Raw genomic sequence first — 15,192 nt, forward strand, 5'->3', positions numbered from 1 at the left:
GCCATGAAGTCCGTGCTTCACATCTACCGGCTCGGCGTGAAGGAGCTGATCAGCCTCTCCCGCGACCCGGTGCTGCTGTTCCTGATCCTCTACAGCCTCACCTTCTCGGTCTACACCCCCTCGAAGAGCGCGGTGATGGAGGTCGCCAACGCGTCGATCGCCATCGTCGACGAGGACAACTCCGAGGCCGCCCGCACCATCCGCCAGGCCATGCTGCCGCCGCTATTCCTATCGGCGAAGGCCATTCCGTTCAGCGAGATCAACCGCGCCATGGATTCAGGCCGGTTCACCTTCGTCATCAACGTCCCTCCCAAGTTTCAGGCGGATCTGGAGAAGGACGCCAAGCCCGAGCTGAACATCATCACCGACGCAACGGCCATGAGCCAGGCCGGCCGCGGCCCGTCCTACATCCGCAAGATCGTGAACAACGCCGTCGCGCCGTTCTGGAGCGGACGCGGCGACCCGGCCAACGCCCCGCTGGTCCGGCTTGAGACCCGGGCTCGGTTCAACCAGAACATGGAGCAAGGCTGGTTCGTCGCCATCAACCAGGTGATCAACAACGTCTCGATCCTGGCGATCTTCCTGACCGGCGCGGCCGTGCTGCGCGAACGCGAGCACGGGAACATCGAGCACCTGCTGGTCATGCCGCTGCGCCCCTTCGAGCTCATGTTCGCCAAGGTCTGGGCCAATGGGCTGGTCGTCATGGTGGCCGCTATGGCCTCGCTGTTCATCGTCGTGAAAGGCGCGCTCGGCGTGCCGATCGTCGGCTCGACGCTGCTGTTCGCAGCGGGATTGGGTATCTACCTGTTCTCGGTGACGGCGCTCGGCGTGCTGCTGGCGACCATCGTGCGCTCGATGCCGCAGTTCGGGCTGCTGGCCTTTCCGATCTTCATCGTCATGAGCCTGTGCTCGGGCGGACAGACGGCGCTCGAGAGCATGCCGATCTGGCTGCAGCACGCCATGCAGTTCGTGCCCTCGACCCACTTCGTCGCCTTCTCGCAGGCGGTGCTGTTCCGGGGCGCGAACTTCGCAATCGCCTGGCCGGACATGGCGAAGATGTTCGCGATCGGCGCGGTCTACTCAGTCTTCACGCTGTTTAGGTTCAGAAAAATGCTCGCGGCCGTTCAGTGAAGGGGCGCACCATGACAGCAGACCCTGCAATGATCTTCTCCCGGCGCGGACGCCTTGCGGCGTGGCCTTTGGCGCTGCTGGCCGCCGGTTGCATGACGGCCGGGCCCGACTACCAGAAGCCCGAAACCCCTGTGCCGGCCGAGTTCCGCTCGCAGGTCACGCCGGCCGAAGCGGCGTCGTTCGCCGACCTGCCGTGGTGGAGCGCCTTCGAGGACCCTGCGTTGCAGAGCTTGATCTCCGAGGGCTTGGCCAACAACCAGGACATCCAGATCGCCGCCGCCCGGATCGAGCAGGCGCGCGCCCTGGTCGGGATCGTCGGATCCCAGGGCAAGCCGCAGGTCGGCTATCAGGTCGCGGGCGGCGGCGAGGAAACCTTCGTGCCCGGCCTCAACGGCGGGGCCGGCACGGCGGAGTTCGCCAGCTTCGGCGGCGTGATCGACGTGGCCTGGGAGTTCGACATCTGGGGCCGGATCCGGCGTTCGACGGAAGCGGCCCAGGCCAACCTGTTCGCCCAGGAAGAAGTGCGCAACGGCGTGCTGCTGACCTTGGTCGGCGACATCGCGGGCGGGTACTTCAAGCTGCTCGAATTGGATCGCGAGCTGCAGATCGCCCAGGAGAGCGCACGGGTCTATCGCGAGACCCGCGATCTGTTTTCGATGCGCTACGAAGCCGGACGCGACAACAAGCTGCCCGTTCAGCGCGCGCAGGCGGCCCATTCCGCCAGCCTTGCGAAGATTGAGGACCTCAAGCGCGCAATCACCCAGCAGGAGAACGCCCTCAGCGTGCTGCTCGGCGGCTACCCGCGGGCCATCCCGCGCGGCCGGGCGCTGATCGCTCAACAGACGCCGGTGATCCAGGTCGGCCCCACCACCGCCCTCCTCCAGCGCCGGCCCGACATCCGGGAGGCCGAACAGACCATGGTCCGCGCCAACGCCGAGATCGGCGTGGCCGTCGCCAACTACTTCCCCAAGATCGGACTGGGCGCGCTTATCGGCGGCCTTGGGGTCGATATCTCCGACGACTTCGACACCTTCACGGTGGGCAAGCTGGCGCTGAGCGTCACCGGCCCGATCTTCACCGGCGGGCGGCTGAAGGAGGTCTACAACTCGCGGCAAGCGTTCTGGGACGAAACCGTCGCCGATTACCGCAAGACCGTGCTCGTCGCGTTCCAGGAGACCTCGGACGCGCTGATCGCCCAACAGACCTTGGGAACCAGGCGCACCGCCCTGGAGGGCCAGGTCGCGGCGCTGAAGGAGTCGTCCAGCCTGGCGCTGATCCGCTACGACGCAGGCCGGGCAAGCTACTTCGAAGTGCTGGAGGCCCAGCAGCAGCTGTTCCCGGCCGAGGACGCCCTGGCGCAGACCCAGCGCGACCAGCTCCTGGCCATGGTCAATCTCTATAAGGCCCTGGGCGGCGGCTGGAAGGACGCGACCGCGCGACCGGAATCACCAACGGGCGGAATGGACTGAGGAACAGACCTAAGGCGCCTCGGACACACGCCCTTGGCAGCCGACAGAAACGGACGAAGCCAATGTCAGACGTTGCGACGCCGGCCACAGGCGCCGGCCACGACAAGTTCGAGCGATTGGTCGCGTCCGCACAGCGCCACGCGCCCGTCGTGACCGCGATCGCCCATCCCTGCGACGAGGCTTCCCTCACCGGTGCGATCGAGGGGGCCAAGCTCAGGCTCATCACGCCGATCCTGGTCGGCCCGTCGGCTCGCATACGGGACGTGGCCGTCGCCAATTCACTCGACATCAGCCCCTTCGAGATCATCGACGCCGCCCACAGTCATGAGTCCGCCGAAAAGGCGGTTGAACTGGTGCGGACCGGTCGCGCCGAGGCGCTTATGAAAGGAAGCCTCCACACCGACGAGCTCATGGCGGCGGTCGTGTCGCGCGAAGCGGGACTGCGCACCGCCCGGCGGATCAGCCACTGCTTCGTCATGGATGTCCCGGGGCACCCGCATGCGCTGATCATCACCGACGCGGCGGTGAACATCGCCCCGGATCTCGAAGGCAAGATCGACATCGTTCAGAACGCCATCGACCTGGCCCATGCCCTGGGGGTCGCCGAGGTGCGCGTCGCAATTCTGAGCGCCATGGAGACCGTCAATCCGAAAGTGCCCTCCACCGTGGAGGCCGCCGCCCTCTGCAAGATGGCCGACCGCGGTCAGATCACCGGAGCGTTTCTGGACGGCCCGCTGGCGCTCGACAACGCCATCAGCCCCGAGGCCGCGGCGATCAAGAAGATCGTCTCGCCGGTCGCCGGCCGCGCCAATGTCCTCGTGGTGCCTGACCTGGAGGCCGGCAACATGCTGGCCAAGAGCCTCTCTTTCCTCAGTGGCGCAGACGCGGCCGGGATCGTCCTGGGCGCGCGGGTGCCGGTCATCCTGACGAGCCGCGCCGACGCCTTGCTGACCCGGCTGGCGTCCTGCGCGGTCGCCGTCCTGCTGGCGGCCGACCGCCGGGCCAAGCCCGCCACGGCGATCGCCTGAGGAGGACGGGCTATGAGCGGATGCATCGCGGTCCTCAACGCCGGCTCGTCGAGCATCAAGTTCGCGCTCTATGAGGCTGGGGCGAGCGGCAAGGCGATGTACCGCGGCCAGATTTCCCAGATCGGCGTCATGCCCCGCCTCACGGTCGCAAGAGCCGACGGCGAGCGGGTCGTCGAACGCGAATTGCCCGATCGCGAGCTAGACCACCACGGAGCCACGCGGGAGCTCTTCGCAACTGTCCGCGGCTTGGTGGAAGGCAGCTCGATAACCGCCGTTGGACACCGGGTGGTGCACGGCGGGACCAACTTCGCCGCTCCCGTCGTGGTCAGCCCAACCATACTGGCGGCGCTCGACACGCTGGCCCCGCTGGCGCCGCTGCATCAGCCGCACAATCTGGCCCCCATTCGCGCGATCGCGGAGTTGGCCCCTCGGGTCCCGCAGGTGGCCTGCTTCGACACCGCCTTCCATCGCAGCCAGCCGCACCTGGCGCAGTTGCTCGCCCTGCCGCGGAAATTCACCGACGCTGGGGTCAGGCGGTACGGATTCCACGGGCTCTCGTACGAGTATGTGAGCTCGCGCCTGGTGGAGATCGCGCCGGACCTCGCCGCCTCACGCGTCGTCATCGCTCACCTCGGCAATGGCGCGAGCCTATGCGCCGTGCGCGGCGGCCGCAGCGTCGCCAACACCATGGGCTTCACCGCGGTCGACGGGCTGGTGATGGGCACCCGCTCCGGCTCGCTCGACCCCGGCGTGCTGATCTACCTGATGGACGCCTACGGCATGGACGCGCGCGCCATCGAGGACCTGGTCTATCGCCAGTCCGGCCTGCTCGGCGTCTCGGGCATCTCGGCGGACATGCGCACCTTGCGAGCGTCCGCCGAGCCGGCGGCCCGCGAAGCCATCGACCTGTTCGTCTACCGGATCGTCCGCGAGATCGGCTCGCTCGCGGCGGCGCTTGGTGGGTTGGACGGCTTGGTGTTCACCGGCGGGATTGGCGAGAACGACGCGGCGGTCCGCGCGCAGATCGCCACCGGCTGCGCCTGGCTTGGCCTGGAGCTGGACAGCGCGCGCAACGCCGGCGGAGCCGGGCGCATCAGCACCGAAGCCTCCAGCGTGTCCGCCTGGGTCGTGCCGACGGACGAAGAAGCCATGATCGCCCAGCACACCGCGGCGTTGGTCGGCGAACGCGCGGGGCCGTAGCACAGCTCCGTCACATGCTCAGGAGAGCAACGATGAAGACCAAAGAGTACGAGGAGCAGCTTCAGAAGCTACAGGTCGAACTGTGCTACCTTCAGGACTGGGTGAAGGCCACCGGCGCGCGCGTCATCCTGTTGTTCGAGGGCCGCGACGCCGCCGGCAAGGGCGGGCTGATCAAGGTCATCAAGGAACGAGTGAGCCCTCGGACCTTCAGGGTTGTCGCGCTCAGCGCACCGACCGAGCGGGAAAAGACCCAGCTGTTCATGCAGCGCTACATTCCCCACTTCCCGGCCGGCGGCGAAATCGTGATTTTCGACCGCAGTTGGTACAATCGGGCCGGGGTCGAGTACGTGATGGGCTTCTGCTCCAAGAAGGAGCGCGACCAGTTCCTGGACCTCTGCCCGATCGTCGAGAAGTGGATCGTCAAATCGGGAATCCTGCTCATCAAGATCTGGCTTGAAGTCGGTATGGAAGAGCAAGACCAGCGCTTTGAGGCCCGCGTCAATGACCCGCTGCGGCAATGGAAGCTCAGCCCGATGGACCTGGAGTCGTACGGACGCTGGTACGCCTATTCCAAGGCCCGGGACGAGATGCTCGACGCCACGGATCACAAGAATTCGCCCTGGTACGTCCTGCCTTCAGACGACAAGAAACGCGCGCGTCTGAACGGGATCGCCCACATCCTGTCGTTGATCCCGTACGAGAAGATCGACCGCCCGCCGATCCAGCTGCCGAAGCGGTCCGATAAGGGAAAATACGACGACGCACTGAAGGATCGCCGCATGGTCCGCGAGCGTTATTGAAGGCCTGCGTTCTTCGCCCCGCACGGCTATGGCCCGCCTCACCGGGGGCATTGAACCCAGGAATCTAGGGTCTTGTTGGTGGTGTTGTAGGGCCACCGCCCGATGACCCTCAGAGCCGCGCAGCGCTAGCTTAGCTGCCACTCGAGAAGCGATCGAGGATGCTGCGACGGCTGGACAACTTCGCCTCGCGGTTTCGCTGAGCCCTGCGCAAAGCGCCGCTCTTTGACAGGCCGGCCCGACGCGAGCTGAGACGACTGAGATCCTAGGCCGGCGGCGGATTGCGTTCGCGCGGCGCGACATGGAGGACAGGATGGGAAGCGAGACCATAGCAGCGCCGAAAACGCAGCGCGCGCCTGCCTCCGGATTGATCCCTGGCCTCTGGACCAAGGAGATCAATGTCCGCGACTTCATCCAGCAGAACGTGACGCCGTACTATGGCGACGAGGCCTTCCTCGCCGGACCGACCGAACGAACACTGGCGATCTGGGCGACGCTTCAGGCGCTCTTCGTGGAGGAGCGGAAGACCAGCGTGCTCGACGTCTCGCAGACGCCGAGCACGATCACTGCGCACGACGCGGGCTACATCGACAAGGAGAGCGAGATCATCGTCGGTCTTCAGACCGACGCGCCGCTCAAGCGCGCGATCATGCCCAACGGCGGGTTCCGCCTGGTGCTCACGGCCCTGGAAACCTACGGCTACACGCCCGACCCCGCCGTGGTCGAGACCTTCACCAAGTACCGCAAGACCCACAACGATGCGGTGTTCGACGCCTATACGGCCGACATCCGCCGGTGCCGCAGCTCGCACATCCTGACCGGGCTTCCGGACGCCTACGGCCGCGGGCGGATCATCGGCGACTACCGCCGGGTCGCGCTCTACGGCGTCGATCGGCTGATCGAGCACAAGCAGGCCGAAAAGGCGGCGCTCGACAGCGCCTGGTCCACCGACGAGATCATCCGCGATCGCGAGGAACTCGCCGAGCAACTCCGCTCGCTGGACGAGCTCAAGGAGATGGCCGGCAAGTACGGCTTCGACATCTCCGGCCCGGCGAGCTCGGCCAAGGAGGCCGTCCAGTGGCTCTACTTCGGCTATCTGGCCGGCGTGAAGGAGCAGAACGGGGCGGCCATGTCGCTCGGCCGCACCTCGACCTTCCTCGACATCTACTTCGAGCGCGACCTGGCGAGCGGCGTCCTGACCGAGGAACAGGCGCAGGAGATCATCGACGACTTCGTCATCAAGCTCAGGATCGTGCGCTTCCTTCGCACGCCGGAGTACGACGACCTGTTCGCCGGCGACCCGACCTGGGTCACCGAGTCGATAGGCGGGATGGGCGACGATGGACGCCCGCTGGTGACCAAGACCAGCTTCCGCTTCCTGCAGACGCTCTACAATCTGGGGCCGGCCCCAGAGCCCAACCTGACCATCTGGTACTCGCCCAAGCTGCCCGAGCCCTTCCGGCGCTTCTCCAGCAAGGTGGCCATCGACACCAGCTCGATCCAGTTCGAAAGCGACGAGACCATGCGCCGCGCCTGGGGTGACGACGGCGCCATCGCCTGCTGCGTGTCGCCGATGCTGATGGGCAAGCAGATGCAGTTCTTCGGGGCCCGCGCCAACCTCGCCAAGTGCCTGCTTTACGCGATCAACGGCGGCCGGGACGAGGTCTCGGGCAAGCAGATCGCGCCGGCCTTCGAGGCGGTCACCGGCGACTACCTCGACTTCGACGACGTGCTCGAGCGCTACGAGCGCATGATGGACTGGCTGGCGGGCGTCTATGTCAGCGCCATGAACGTCATCCACTACATGCACGACAAGTACGCCTACGAGCGCATCGAGATGGCGCTGCATGACTATGCGCCGGTGCGGACCATGGCCTTCGGCATCGCCGGCATGTCGGTCGTGTCCGACAGCCTGTCGGCTATGAAGTACGCGAAGGTGAAGGTCGTTCGCGACGAGACCGGGCTGATCGTCGACTACGAGACCGAGGGCGATTTCCCGACCTTCGGCAACAACGACAACCGCGTCGATCACCTGGCCTCGTGGCTGGTGTCGACCTTCATGTCCAAGCTGCGGAAGTACCCGACCTACCGAAACGCCTTGCACACCCAGTCGGTCCTGACGATCACGTCCAACGTCGTCTACGGCAAGGCGACCGGCAACACGCCGGACGGGCGCCGCCTGGGCGAGCCCTTCGCACCCGGCGCGAATCCAATGCACGGTCGCGACAGCCACGGCATCCACGCCTCGGCCGCCTCGGTCGCCAAGATACCCTATCGCGACGCCGCCGACGGAATTTCGCTGACCACCACACTGGTGCCAAGCGGCCTGGGCGGGACCGAACAGGACCGTATCACCAACCTGACCGGCATCCTCGACGCCTTCTTCGGCGCGACCGGCTACCACATGAACGTCAACGTCCTGAACCGCGAGACCTTGCTGGACGCGATGGACCATCCCGAGAGCTACCCGAACCTCACGATCCGGGTGTCCGGCTATGCGGTCAACTTCATCCGGCTGACTCGCGAACAGCAGATGGACGTCATCAATCGAACCTTCCACGGAGGGTGAATTGCCCGAACCCCCGCCGCTTGAGGCCGATAGCCCGTTCGAACTCAGGGTCGACCTCAGTAAGGAGGTTCCGGAAGTCGACGTCCGATCCGCCCTGAAGTCCGGCGACATCGGCTTTGTCCACTCCTTCACCACCGGCTCGGCCGTGGATGGGCCGGGCGTGCGGGTGATCGCCTGGACCACCTCCTGCATGTTTCGCTGCCAATACTGCCACAACCCGGACACCTGGACCCTCTCGAACGGCATGGCGGTCACCGTCGAGCAGGCCGTGGAGGAACTGCGCAAGTATGCAAACGCGCTGAAGGTGATGGGCGGGGGCTTCACCCTCTCCGGCGGCGAGCCACTGATGCAGCACCGGTTCGCCACCCGGCTGTTTCGCGCCTGCAAGGAGATGGGCGTCCACACCGCCATCGAGACGAACGGCCTCTACGGCGAGCGCCTGTCGGACGACGAGATCCGGACCATCGATCTGGTCATTCTCGACATGAAGGCCTTCACCCCCGAGCAGCACCGGCGGGTCACCGGGACCGACAACGCCAAGGTGCTCGAGTTCTGCCGCCGCCTCGCGGCACTGAAGCGGCCGATGTGGCTGCGCTACGTGCTCGTTCCCGGACTCACCGACGATCCGGAAGAGATCGCCAAGGTCGCCGGGTTCGCGGCCGGGCTTGGCGTGGTCGAACGGGTCGAGATCCTGCCGTTCCACCAGATGGGTCGCTTCAAGTGGGAGCGGCTCGGGCTCGACTACAAGCTCGCGGAGACGCCACCGCCCTCGCCGGCTGAAATCGCCCGTGCGATCGATCAGTTCCGGGCCGCCGGACTTGAGGCCTATTGAGGCAGCCGCCTACAAGGCTTCGCTGCCGGAAGCCCGGATTTCACCTGATATCCCTTTCACCAGGAACCCCGTGACGTTGCCCGCCTGTGCGATCCGCACATCCATGGACTAGGGGCGCGGCATGAAACCGCCAGTCGCACGACCAGAACCTAGGGAAGTCCCGCCCCCGGTGAACCCACGTGCCCAGGAACGGGATCGCGAGCTCATCGACGCCGACCGCCTGATGATGCAGATGGTCCAGACTTCGATCTCGCTGATCGGCTTCGGATTTACGATCAACGCCTTCTTCAACGATGTCGCGGACTCCAGCCGAACGGCCCGGCGCCTTGGCCTAGTGCTGCTCTGCCTGGGCCTGCTCTTCCTGGCCATGGGGATCTACAATCAGGCCAGGCTGCGCCTGAGGATCAGAGCCCGCTATCCCGACATCGGCCTCGGCAATGTGGAGGATCGCCTGCACGGATACAGCGCAGCGCCGAGCTTCGTGCTGGCGATCTCGCTGCTGGTCGCCGGCTTGTGGGCGCTGCTTTCAATCCTGACGGGTATGACGCCGGCCTAGAGCTGAACAAGTTCGTTCCGCGCGGCGTAGAGCGCGAGATCGGCCGATGACCTGGCGCCGACCTTTCGCATTGCCGCGGCCCGATGGGTTTCCACCGTCTTCATGCTGACCTGCAGGGCGTGGGCGATCTGCTTGTTGCTGCTTCCTTCGGCCACGAGCTTGACGATCTGCCGTTCCCGCGGGGTCAGGCTGACGTGCTGCTGCGCCATGTGCGCGCTCAGGTACGACTGCAGCAGGGCCTCGGAGACCGTCGAGGAGAAATAGGTCTGATGGCGCGACAAGGCGGTCATGGCCTCGAGCAGTTTCTCGCCGCTCTCGCTCTTCAGGATGTACCCACGCGCGCCGGCCATCAGCGCCTGGGCCACGATCCGCTCGCTATCGTGCATGGTCATGGCGAGAATTTCAGTGGCGGGGAGTGCTTTCCGGAGCTCCACGATCACATCCAGACCGCTCATCTTCGGCATGGAGATGTCGAGGACGACCAGATCCGGCCGGACTTCCTTGGCCAGTTCCAGGGCCGCAAGCCCGTCGGCCGCTTCGCCGCAGATCACCCAATCTGGCATCGTCTCGATCAGAGCCCGGACGCCTTTGCGCACCACTTCGTGGTCATCCACAAGCACGACGCCCAATCTTCGGGCGCCAATCCGCGATTTCATGGTGATCATGTTTGGGTCTCCTGCGCCAATACTACACAGGCCACCCACAATGTCCTTAGGGGTGAATACTGAGAAGCAAGCCTTCGCGCACGAACACTTCTCCTAGCCAGGCCGATATTCCGCAGATTGGCGGAGCTCGCTGCGCCCAGCGCGCGCCGCCGCAGCACCCTCACAACTTCTATTTGAGGAACGCCAACGGCGACCCCAACGGGGCGGCGCGTCGCGGCCGACCGGAACCGCGCCAGCTACGGCGATACAACCCGTAATTACGCTCCAATTGGGATCAACTCTTGCGACGCGCTCGCATCGAGACCCCAGCGGTAGCGGCCGCGCCCCTCGTAGGCTCGACCACATGAGCCGAGGGGCCCGTTTTCAGGGGCCTCGGGCATCAGGTCAAACCCTGAGAGGATGTCGCGCACGGCAGCACAGCCGAGGACGAGGCGCCCTCGACGTCGTGGCGACCAGCCACCCGCCGCGATGGCAAGGCGCGCTTACCGTTGGCCGGATCGCGCCTTGCCCGGTCACCCTCTCCCATGGGGCGGCGACGCCAGCCATCAGGCGCTTGCCCCGAGGCGGACCCGTCGCGCCGTGGTCGGACTGGGAATTTTCCCTGCGGTCACGGCCTCACCCCACCCGCTCCCTAGGTTGGCGCCGCACCTCCAGGCGCCGGATCGCCCTGAGGCCATCACCGCCGCCACGTCACGAGCTTCGCGGGTAGAATCGCCAGGGCATAGATTGCGAGAGGCGCTGACCTAGTCGTCCTCGTCGATGAAGCGGCCGGTGAGGCTTAGCCCCTCGATCCAGGTCGCGCCGTCACGCTTCTGGACCGTGCGCACCTTGCCGGTCCCCGCCTCGGCGATAGCTTCGGCGAGCGCCTGGGAATGGGTCACCAGCCAGATCTGCGAACGCTCGGCCGCGCGGGTGACCAGCCGGGCCAGTGGCCGCATCAGGTCCGGGTGCAGGCTGGCTTCCGGCTCATTGAGCGCGATGAACGGCGGCAGGCGATAGGCCAGCAACGCTCCGGCCAAGCCTAGGAACCGCAAGGTGCCGTCGGACAATTCCTCCGGCTCGAACAGCCGGTTGGGGAACTCCCTGAACAACATGCCGAACGAGGCGCTGCGTTCCGGGGGCGGGACGATCAGCCGGGCGCCGGGAAAGGCCTCGGCGATCGCCGTATCGAGGTCGTAGGTGTCCTGGCGGATGTGGGCCAGGGTCGCGAACACCGCCGCCAGGTTGGAGCCGTCGGAGGCGAGGGTCGGCGTCGCCACCGCCGGGCACGGCCGACGCAGGGGCGAGCCGGCGTCGGTGCGCAGGTCGTGATAGAAGCGCCACTCCAGCAAGGTGCGGCGGACCATATCGAGCATGGGGTAGCGGCTGGGATCCTCCAGCCGCCCGAGGATGGTCTCGGAGGCCAGCAGGTCGATGTCGATCTCCACCGGGCGACCGACCTCGTCGCGGGCCATCACGGACGGGCCGCGACGATCGATCAGACGCACCTGGCGCCCGCCCCCGTCATAGGAGAGCCATTCCAGCTTGATCTGCGGCTCGAGCTCGAAGGCCGGCGCGGCCTCGCGCGGGGGGAAGCCGATCTCGACGTGATAGCGATAGACTCCGCGCGCGCCAGGATCGGAGAGGCTGACCTCCAGTTCGATCCGCGCCGGGCCGGTCCCGCGCCGCACCCCGGCCCAGAAGGCCGAGGCCATGCCTTCCTGAGCCAACTCAAGGCCGAGCGTATTGTTCGCCGCCGCCCGGATCAGCTCCAGGGCGCGATAGAGGTTGGTCTTGCCGACGCCGTTGCCACCGACGAACACCTCAAGATCGCTGACCGGGCAGACGATCTTCCTTAGCGATCGATAGCCGACGGCTGAGAACTCGCGGACGCGTAGCAAGGGGCGGTCTTCCCGGGAGGCGATGCGACCAGGGATAGCAGGATCGCGCGGGGAGAACGACTACCCTGCGAACGCCGCGCGCATGTCGTCTGCCAGGGCGTCGACCCGGCCGGGGTCGGCGTCCCAGGAGAACATGAACCGCGCTCCGCCACCGATGAAGGTGTAGAAACGCCAGCCCTTTTCCCGCAACCGCTCGAGCGCCGCCTCAGGCGCGGCGACGAACACAGCGTTGGCCTGGACCGGGAACATCAGGCTGGCGCCCGGCAAGCCCTCGATCTGAGCCACGAGCCGCGCGGCGCAGGCGTTGGCGTGGGCCGCGTTGGAGAGCCAGGCTCCGCCTTCCAGCATACCGGTCCAAGGCGCGGCCAGGAACCGCATCTTCGAGGCCAACTGGCCGGCCTGCTTGCATCGGTAGTCGAAGTCCTCCGCAAGGGCGCGGTCGAAGAACAGGATCGCCTCGCCGACGGCCATGCCATTCTTGGTGCCGCCGAAGCAGAGCACGTCGACCCCGGCCTTCCAGGTGATCTCGGCAGGGTCGCAGCCCAGGTGCGCGCAGGCGTTGGCGAAACGGGCGCCGTCCATGTGCAGGCGCAAGCCCAGTTCGCGGCAGACGGCGGAGATCGCCCGCACCTCCTCCGGCGAATAGACCTGACCGGTCTCGGTCGGCTGGGTGATCGTGACCACCCGGGGCTTCGGATAGTGGATGTCGCTGCGTTTGCCGGCGATCTCGCGGATCGCAACCGGGGTCAGCTTGCCGTCCGGGCTGGGCGCGACCAGCAGCTTGGAGCCGTTGGAGAAGAATTCCGGCGCGCCGCATTCGTCGGTCTCGACGTGGGCCGATTCCGCGCAGATCACGCTGTGGTAGGACTGGCAGAGCGCGGCCAAGGCCATCGAGTTGGCCGCCGTCCCGTTGAAGGCGAAGAACACCTCGCAATCGGCGCCGAACAGGGCGCGGAAGCCGTCGGCGGCCGCCTGAGTCCACGGGTCCTCGCCATAGGCCGGGGCGTGGCCCCGGTTGGCCTGGTCCATGGCCGCCCAGGCTTGCGGACAAATGCCGGCGTAGTTGTCGCTGGCGAACTGCTGGATGTTGGACATGCGCCCCTCGTCTCTCGAATGGGAGCCGATCCGACGCATGAGGCTTGAGGTCCCGTTCGGTTGCCGGACCGGCCACATCCCTCCTTGTGGAGGCGCCACCTTGCTCGGGAGCAGGTTGGCGTTTGAGCGTCAGCTCAAACTCTTGATGCTAGTTGGATGCTGGGTAGCGGGAAGCATCACCGCTGGCAAGTCTTGCCGCACACATGGAAATCGGAGGACGCATCGTGCCGACACGCGGGGCGCGGCGCAATTCGGCCTCGCGTGAGCGGCGCTGGAAGCAATTTCATTCGCCGCAGATCAGGCCGTACGAATGAACCCGTCCTCAAGGGTGAGCGGCCAAGGCGTCAGCCGCGCACCGGCGCAGGGGCCGCCGACACACTCGCCGCTGTCAATGTCGAACAGCGCGCCGTGCCAGGAACAGACGATCAGTTCGCCGGACGGCGCCAGATAGTCGTCGAGCTTCTGGGCCAGCGGCAGGCCGGCGTGCGGGCAGCGGTCGACATAGCCCCTCACCTGCCCGCCCCGGCGGACGGCGAAGCCGTGGAAGTAGGCCTCGCCGATCTGCAGCACGAAATTGCGGGCGGCGCCGTCGGCGATCAGTTCCAGCGGGCCGAGCCGCACGCCGGCTGGCGTCTTGAAGAGCCGCGCCGCGAGATGAGGCGATTCCTCACTCACCCCTGGACGACGCCGCTGCAGGGGCCAAAGCCGATGGAGACGAAGCCCTCGGCGTGGGCGCGGCCCGAGATGGACAGCTCGTCGCCGTCCTGCAGGAAAGTGCGGCTCTCCCCGCCGGGCAAGACGATCGATTGCGCCCCGCCGCGGGTCAGCTCCAACAGGCTGCCGAGGCCGGCATCGTCCGGGGTCGAGATGGTGCCGGTGCCGAGCAGGTCGCCGGGATTGAGGTCGCAACCGCCGACCGTGTGATGGGCGACCATCTGGGCGGCGGTCCAGTAGAGGTGGCTGGCCGCGCTCTGGGAGACGCGGAGCGGCGAGGCGCCCTGCTCGCGCATCTGGCGGCTGGCGAGGAACACCTCGAGCTCCACGGCGTAGGCGCCCGACGCCTGGTCAGCCTCGTCCCACAGGTAGCCCATCGGGGACGGGTCGCCGTCGGGCCGCGGGGCCTGGGCGATACGGAACGGAGCCAGCGCCTCGGCCGTGACGATCCATGGCGAGATGGTGGTCATGAAGTTCTTGGCCAGGAACGGCCCGAGCGGCTGGTATTCCCATGCCTGCAGGTCCCGGGCCGACCAGTCGTTGAGCAGGCAGAGGCCGGCGATGTGCGAACCGGCCTCGCCGATCGGGATCGGCTGGCCGAGCTCATTGCCCTGGCCGATCCAGACGCCGAGTTCGAGCTCCAGGTCCAGGCGGGCCGATGGGCCGAAGGTCGGCGCCTCGGCGTCCGGCGCCTTCTTCTGACCGCTGGGCCGGCGCACCGCCGCACCGGAGGCGCGGATCGACGAGGCGCGGCCGTGATAACCGATCGGCACGTGCTTGTAGTTCGGCAGCAGTGGGTTGTCGGGCCGGAATTGGCGGCCGACGTTCAGGGCGTGATGGATGCCGGCGTAGAAGTCGGTGTAGTCGCCAATGGCGACCGGCAGGTGCAGGGCGCAGGCCTCGGCCGGGTAGAGCCAGGTCTCGACCTCTGGGCGGTCGGGCGCGCCCATGGCCAGCAGTTCCGACAGCCGCCGGCGCAGCGCGCGCCGGGCGGTCGGGGCCAGGCCCAGCAGCGGGTTGAGCGTCGCACCCGCCCCGGCCTCGGCCGCGGCCTTGGCCTCGCCGGTCAGCAGCGGCGAGCGCGCCGCCAGGGAAAGATCAAGGATCAGGTCGCCGATCGCCACGCCGCCGCGCGGCGCGCCGGCGTTTGGCGAGAAGACGCCGAGCGGGAGGTTCTGGATCGGAAAATCGGGGTGGCCGTTGGCGCTCGCGACCCAGCTGGTCAGGGCCGGGTCGTGGGTCTCGTCAATCATGTG

At 66.9% G+C, this 15,192-nt stretch carries 13 protein-coding genes and 1 riboswitch; of the genes, 8 read left to right on the forward strand and 5 right to left on the reverse strand.

The features are described from left to right. Window positions 1-3 precede the first annotated feature (3 nt). The 8 genes from AC1DQJ_RS13375 to AC1DQJ_RS13410 all read left to right on the forward strand — a co-directional run bounded on the left by AC1DQJ_RS13375 (window position 4) and on the right by AC1DQJ_RS13410 (window position 9,582). Complete coding sequence (locus AC1DQJ_RS13375; protein ID WP_477604040.1) at window positions 4-1,131, forward strand: ABC transporter permease; 1,128 nt, start codon at window positions 4-6, stop codon at window positions 1,129-1,131. 11 nt (window positions 1,132-1,142) lie between these two features. Beyond that, a complete protein-coding gene (locus AC1DQJ_RS13380; RefSeq protein WP_477604042.1) occupies window positions 1,143-2,600 on the forward strand; it encodes an efflux transporter outer membrane subunit in 1,458 nt (485 codons plus the stop codon). Window positions 2,601-2,662: 62 nt separating this feature from the next. Further along, window positions 2,663-3,628 (forward strand): phosphate acetyltransferase, encoded by a 966-nt coding sequence (locus AC1DQJ_RS13385; protein ID WP_477604044.1) that lies wholly within the window; start codon window positions 2,663-2,665, stop codon window positions 3,626-3,628. 12 nt (window positions 3,629-3,640) lie between these two features. After that, window positions 3,641-4,828 carry an acetate/propionate family kinase gene (locus AC1DQJ_RS13390; RefSeq protein ID WP_477604046.1) on the forward strand — a complete coding sequence of 396 codons (1,188 nt, stop codon included), beginning with the start codon at window positions 3,641-3,643 and terminating at the stop codon, window positions 4,826-4,828. Between the two features lie 32 nt (window positions 4,829-4,860). Next, a complete protein-coding gene (gene ppk2, locus AC1DQJ_RS13395) occupies window positions 4,861-5,628 on the forward strand; it encodes a polyphosphate kinase 2 (protein WP_477604047.1) in 768 nt (255 codons plus the stop codon). 310 nt (window positions 5,629-5,938) lie between these two features. Beyond that, complete coding sequence (gene pflB / locus AC1DQJ_RS13400; RefSeq protein ID WP_477604049.1) at window positions 5,939-8,194, forward strand: formate C-acetyltransferase; 2,256 nt, start codon at window positions 5,939-5,941, stop codon at window positions 8,192-8,194. 1 nt (window position 8,195) lies between these two features. Continuing rightward, the gene (gene pflA, locus AC1DQJ_RS13405; protein ID WP_477604050.1) at window positions 8,196-9,026 is read left to right on the forward strand and encodes a pyruvate formate-lyase-activating protein; all 831 of its coding nucleotides are present in this window, start codon (window positions 8,196-8,198) and stop codon (window positions 9,024-9,026) included. 169 nt (window positions 9,027-9,195) lie between these two features. Next, window positions 9,196-9,582, forward strand: a complete 387-nt coding sequence (locus AC1DQJ_RS13410) for a DUF202 domain-containing protein (RefSeq protein WP_477604052.1) — start codon at window positions 9,196-9,198, stop codon at window positions 9,580-9,582. On the opposite strand, the gene AC1DQJ_RS13415 is transcribed toward AC1DQJ_RS13410, so the two are convergent. The 5 genes from AC1DQJ_RS13415 to fahA all read right to left on the reverse strand — a co-directional run bounded on the left by AC1DQJ_RS13415 (window position 9,579) and on the right by fahA (window position 15,189). Then, window positions 9,579-10,247, reverse strand: coding sequence for a response regulator (locus tag AC1DQJ_RS13415; protein ID WP_477604054.1), 669 nt, complete (start codon window positions 10,245-10,247; stop codon window positions 9,579-9,581). The two genes, AC1DQJ_RS13410 and AC1DQJ_RS13415, sit on opposite strands and share 4 nt — an antisense overlap. Window positions 10,248-10,990: 743 nt before the next feature. Then, on the reverse strand, window positions 10,991-12,127 hold the full coding sequence (locus tag AC1DQJ_RS13420; RefSeq protein ID WP_477604055.1) for an AAA family ATPase: 1,137 nt from the start codon (window positions 12,125-12,127) through the stop codon (window positions 10,991-10,993). 60 nt (window positions 12,128-12,187) lie between these two features. Beyond that, window positions 12,188-13,222 carry a threonine aldolase family protein gene (locus tag AC1DQJ_RS13425; RefSeq protein ID WP_477604057.1) on the reverse strand — a complete coding sequence of 345 codons (1,035 nt, stop codon included), beginning with the start codon at window positions 13,220-13,222 and terminating at the stop codon, window positions 12,188-12,190. Between the two features lie 46 nt (window positions 13,223-13,268). Then, window positions 13,269-13,376, reverse strand: a riboswitch (SAM-I-IV-variant riboswitch). A 143-nt stretch (window positions 13,377-13,519) separates the two neighbouring features. After that, the gene (locus tag AC1DQJ_RS13430; RefSeq protein ID WP_477604059.1) at window positions 13,520-13,897 is read right to left on the reverse strand and encodes a Rieske (2Fe-2S) protein; all 378 of its coding nucleotides are present in this window, start codon (window positions 13,895-13,897) and stop codon (window positions 13,520-13,522) included. Then, window positions 13,894-15,189, reverse strand: coding sequence for a fumarylacetoacetase (gene fahA / locus AC1DQJ_RS13435; protein WP_477604060.1), 1,296 nt, complete (start codon window positions 15,187-15,189; stop codon window positions 13,894-13,896). The genes AC1DQJ_RS13430 and fahA overlap by 4 nt, the downstream gene beginning before the upstream one ends. Window positions 15,190-15,192 lie beyond the last annotated feature (3 nt).

It is taken from the genome of Phenylobacterium sp. P4_E10, from assembly GCF_056401675.1.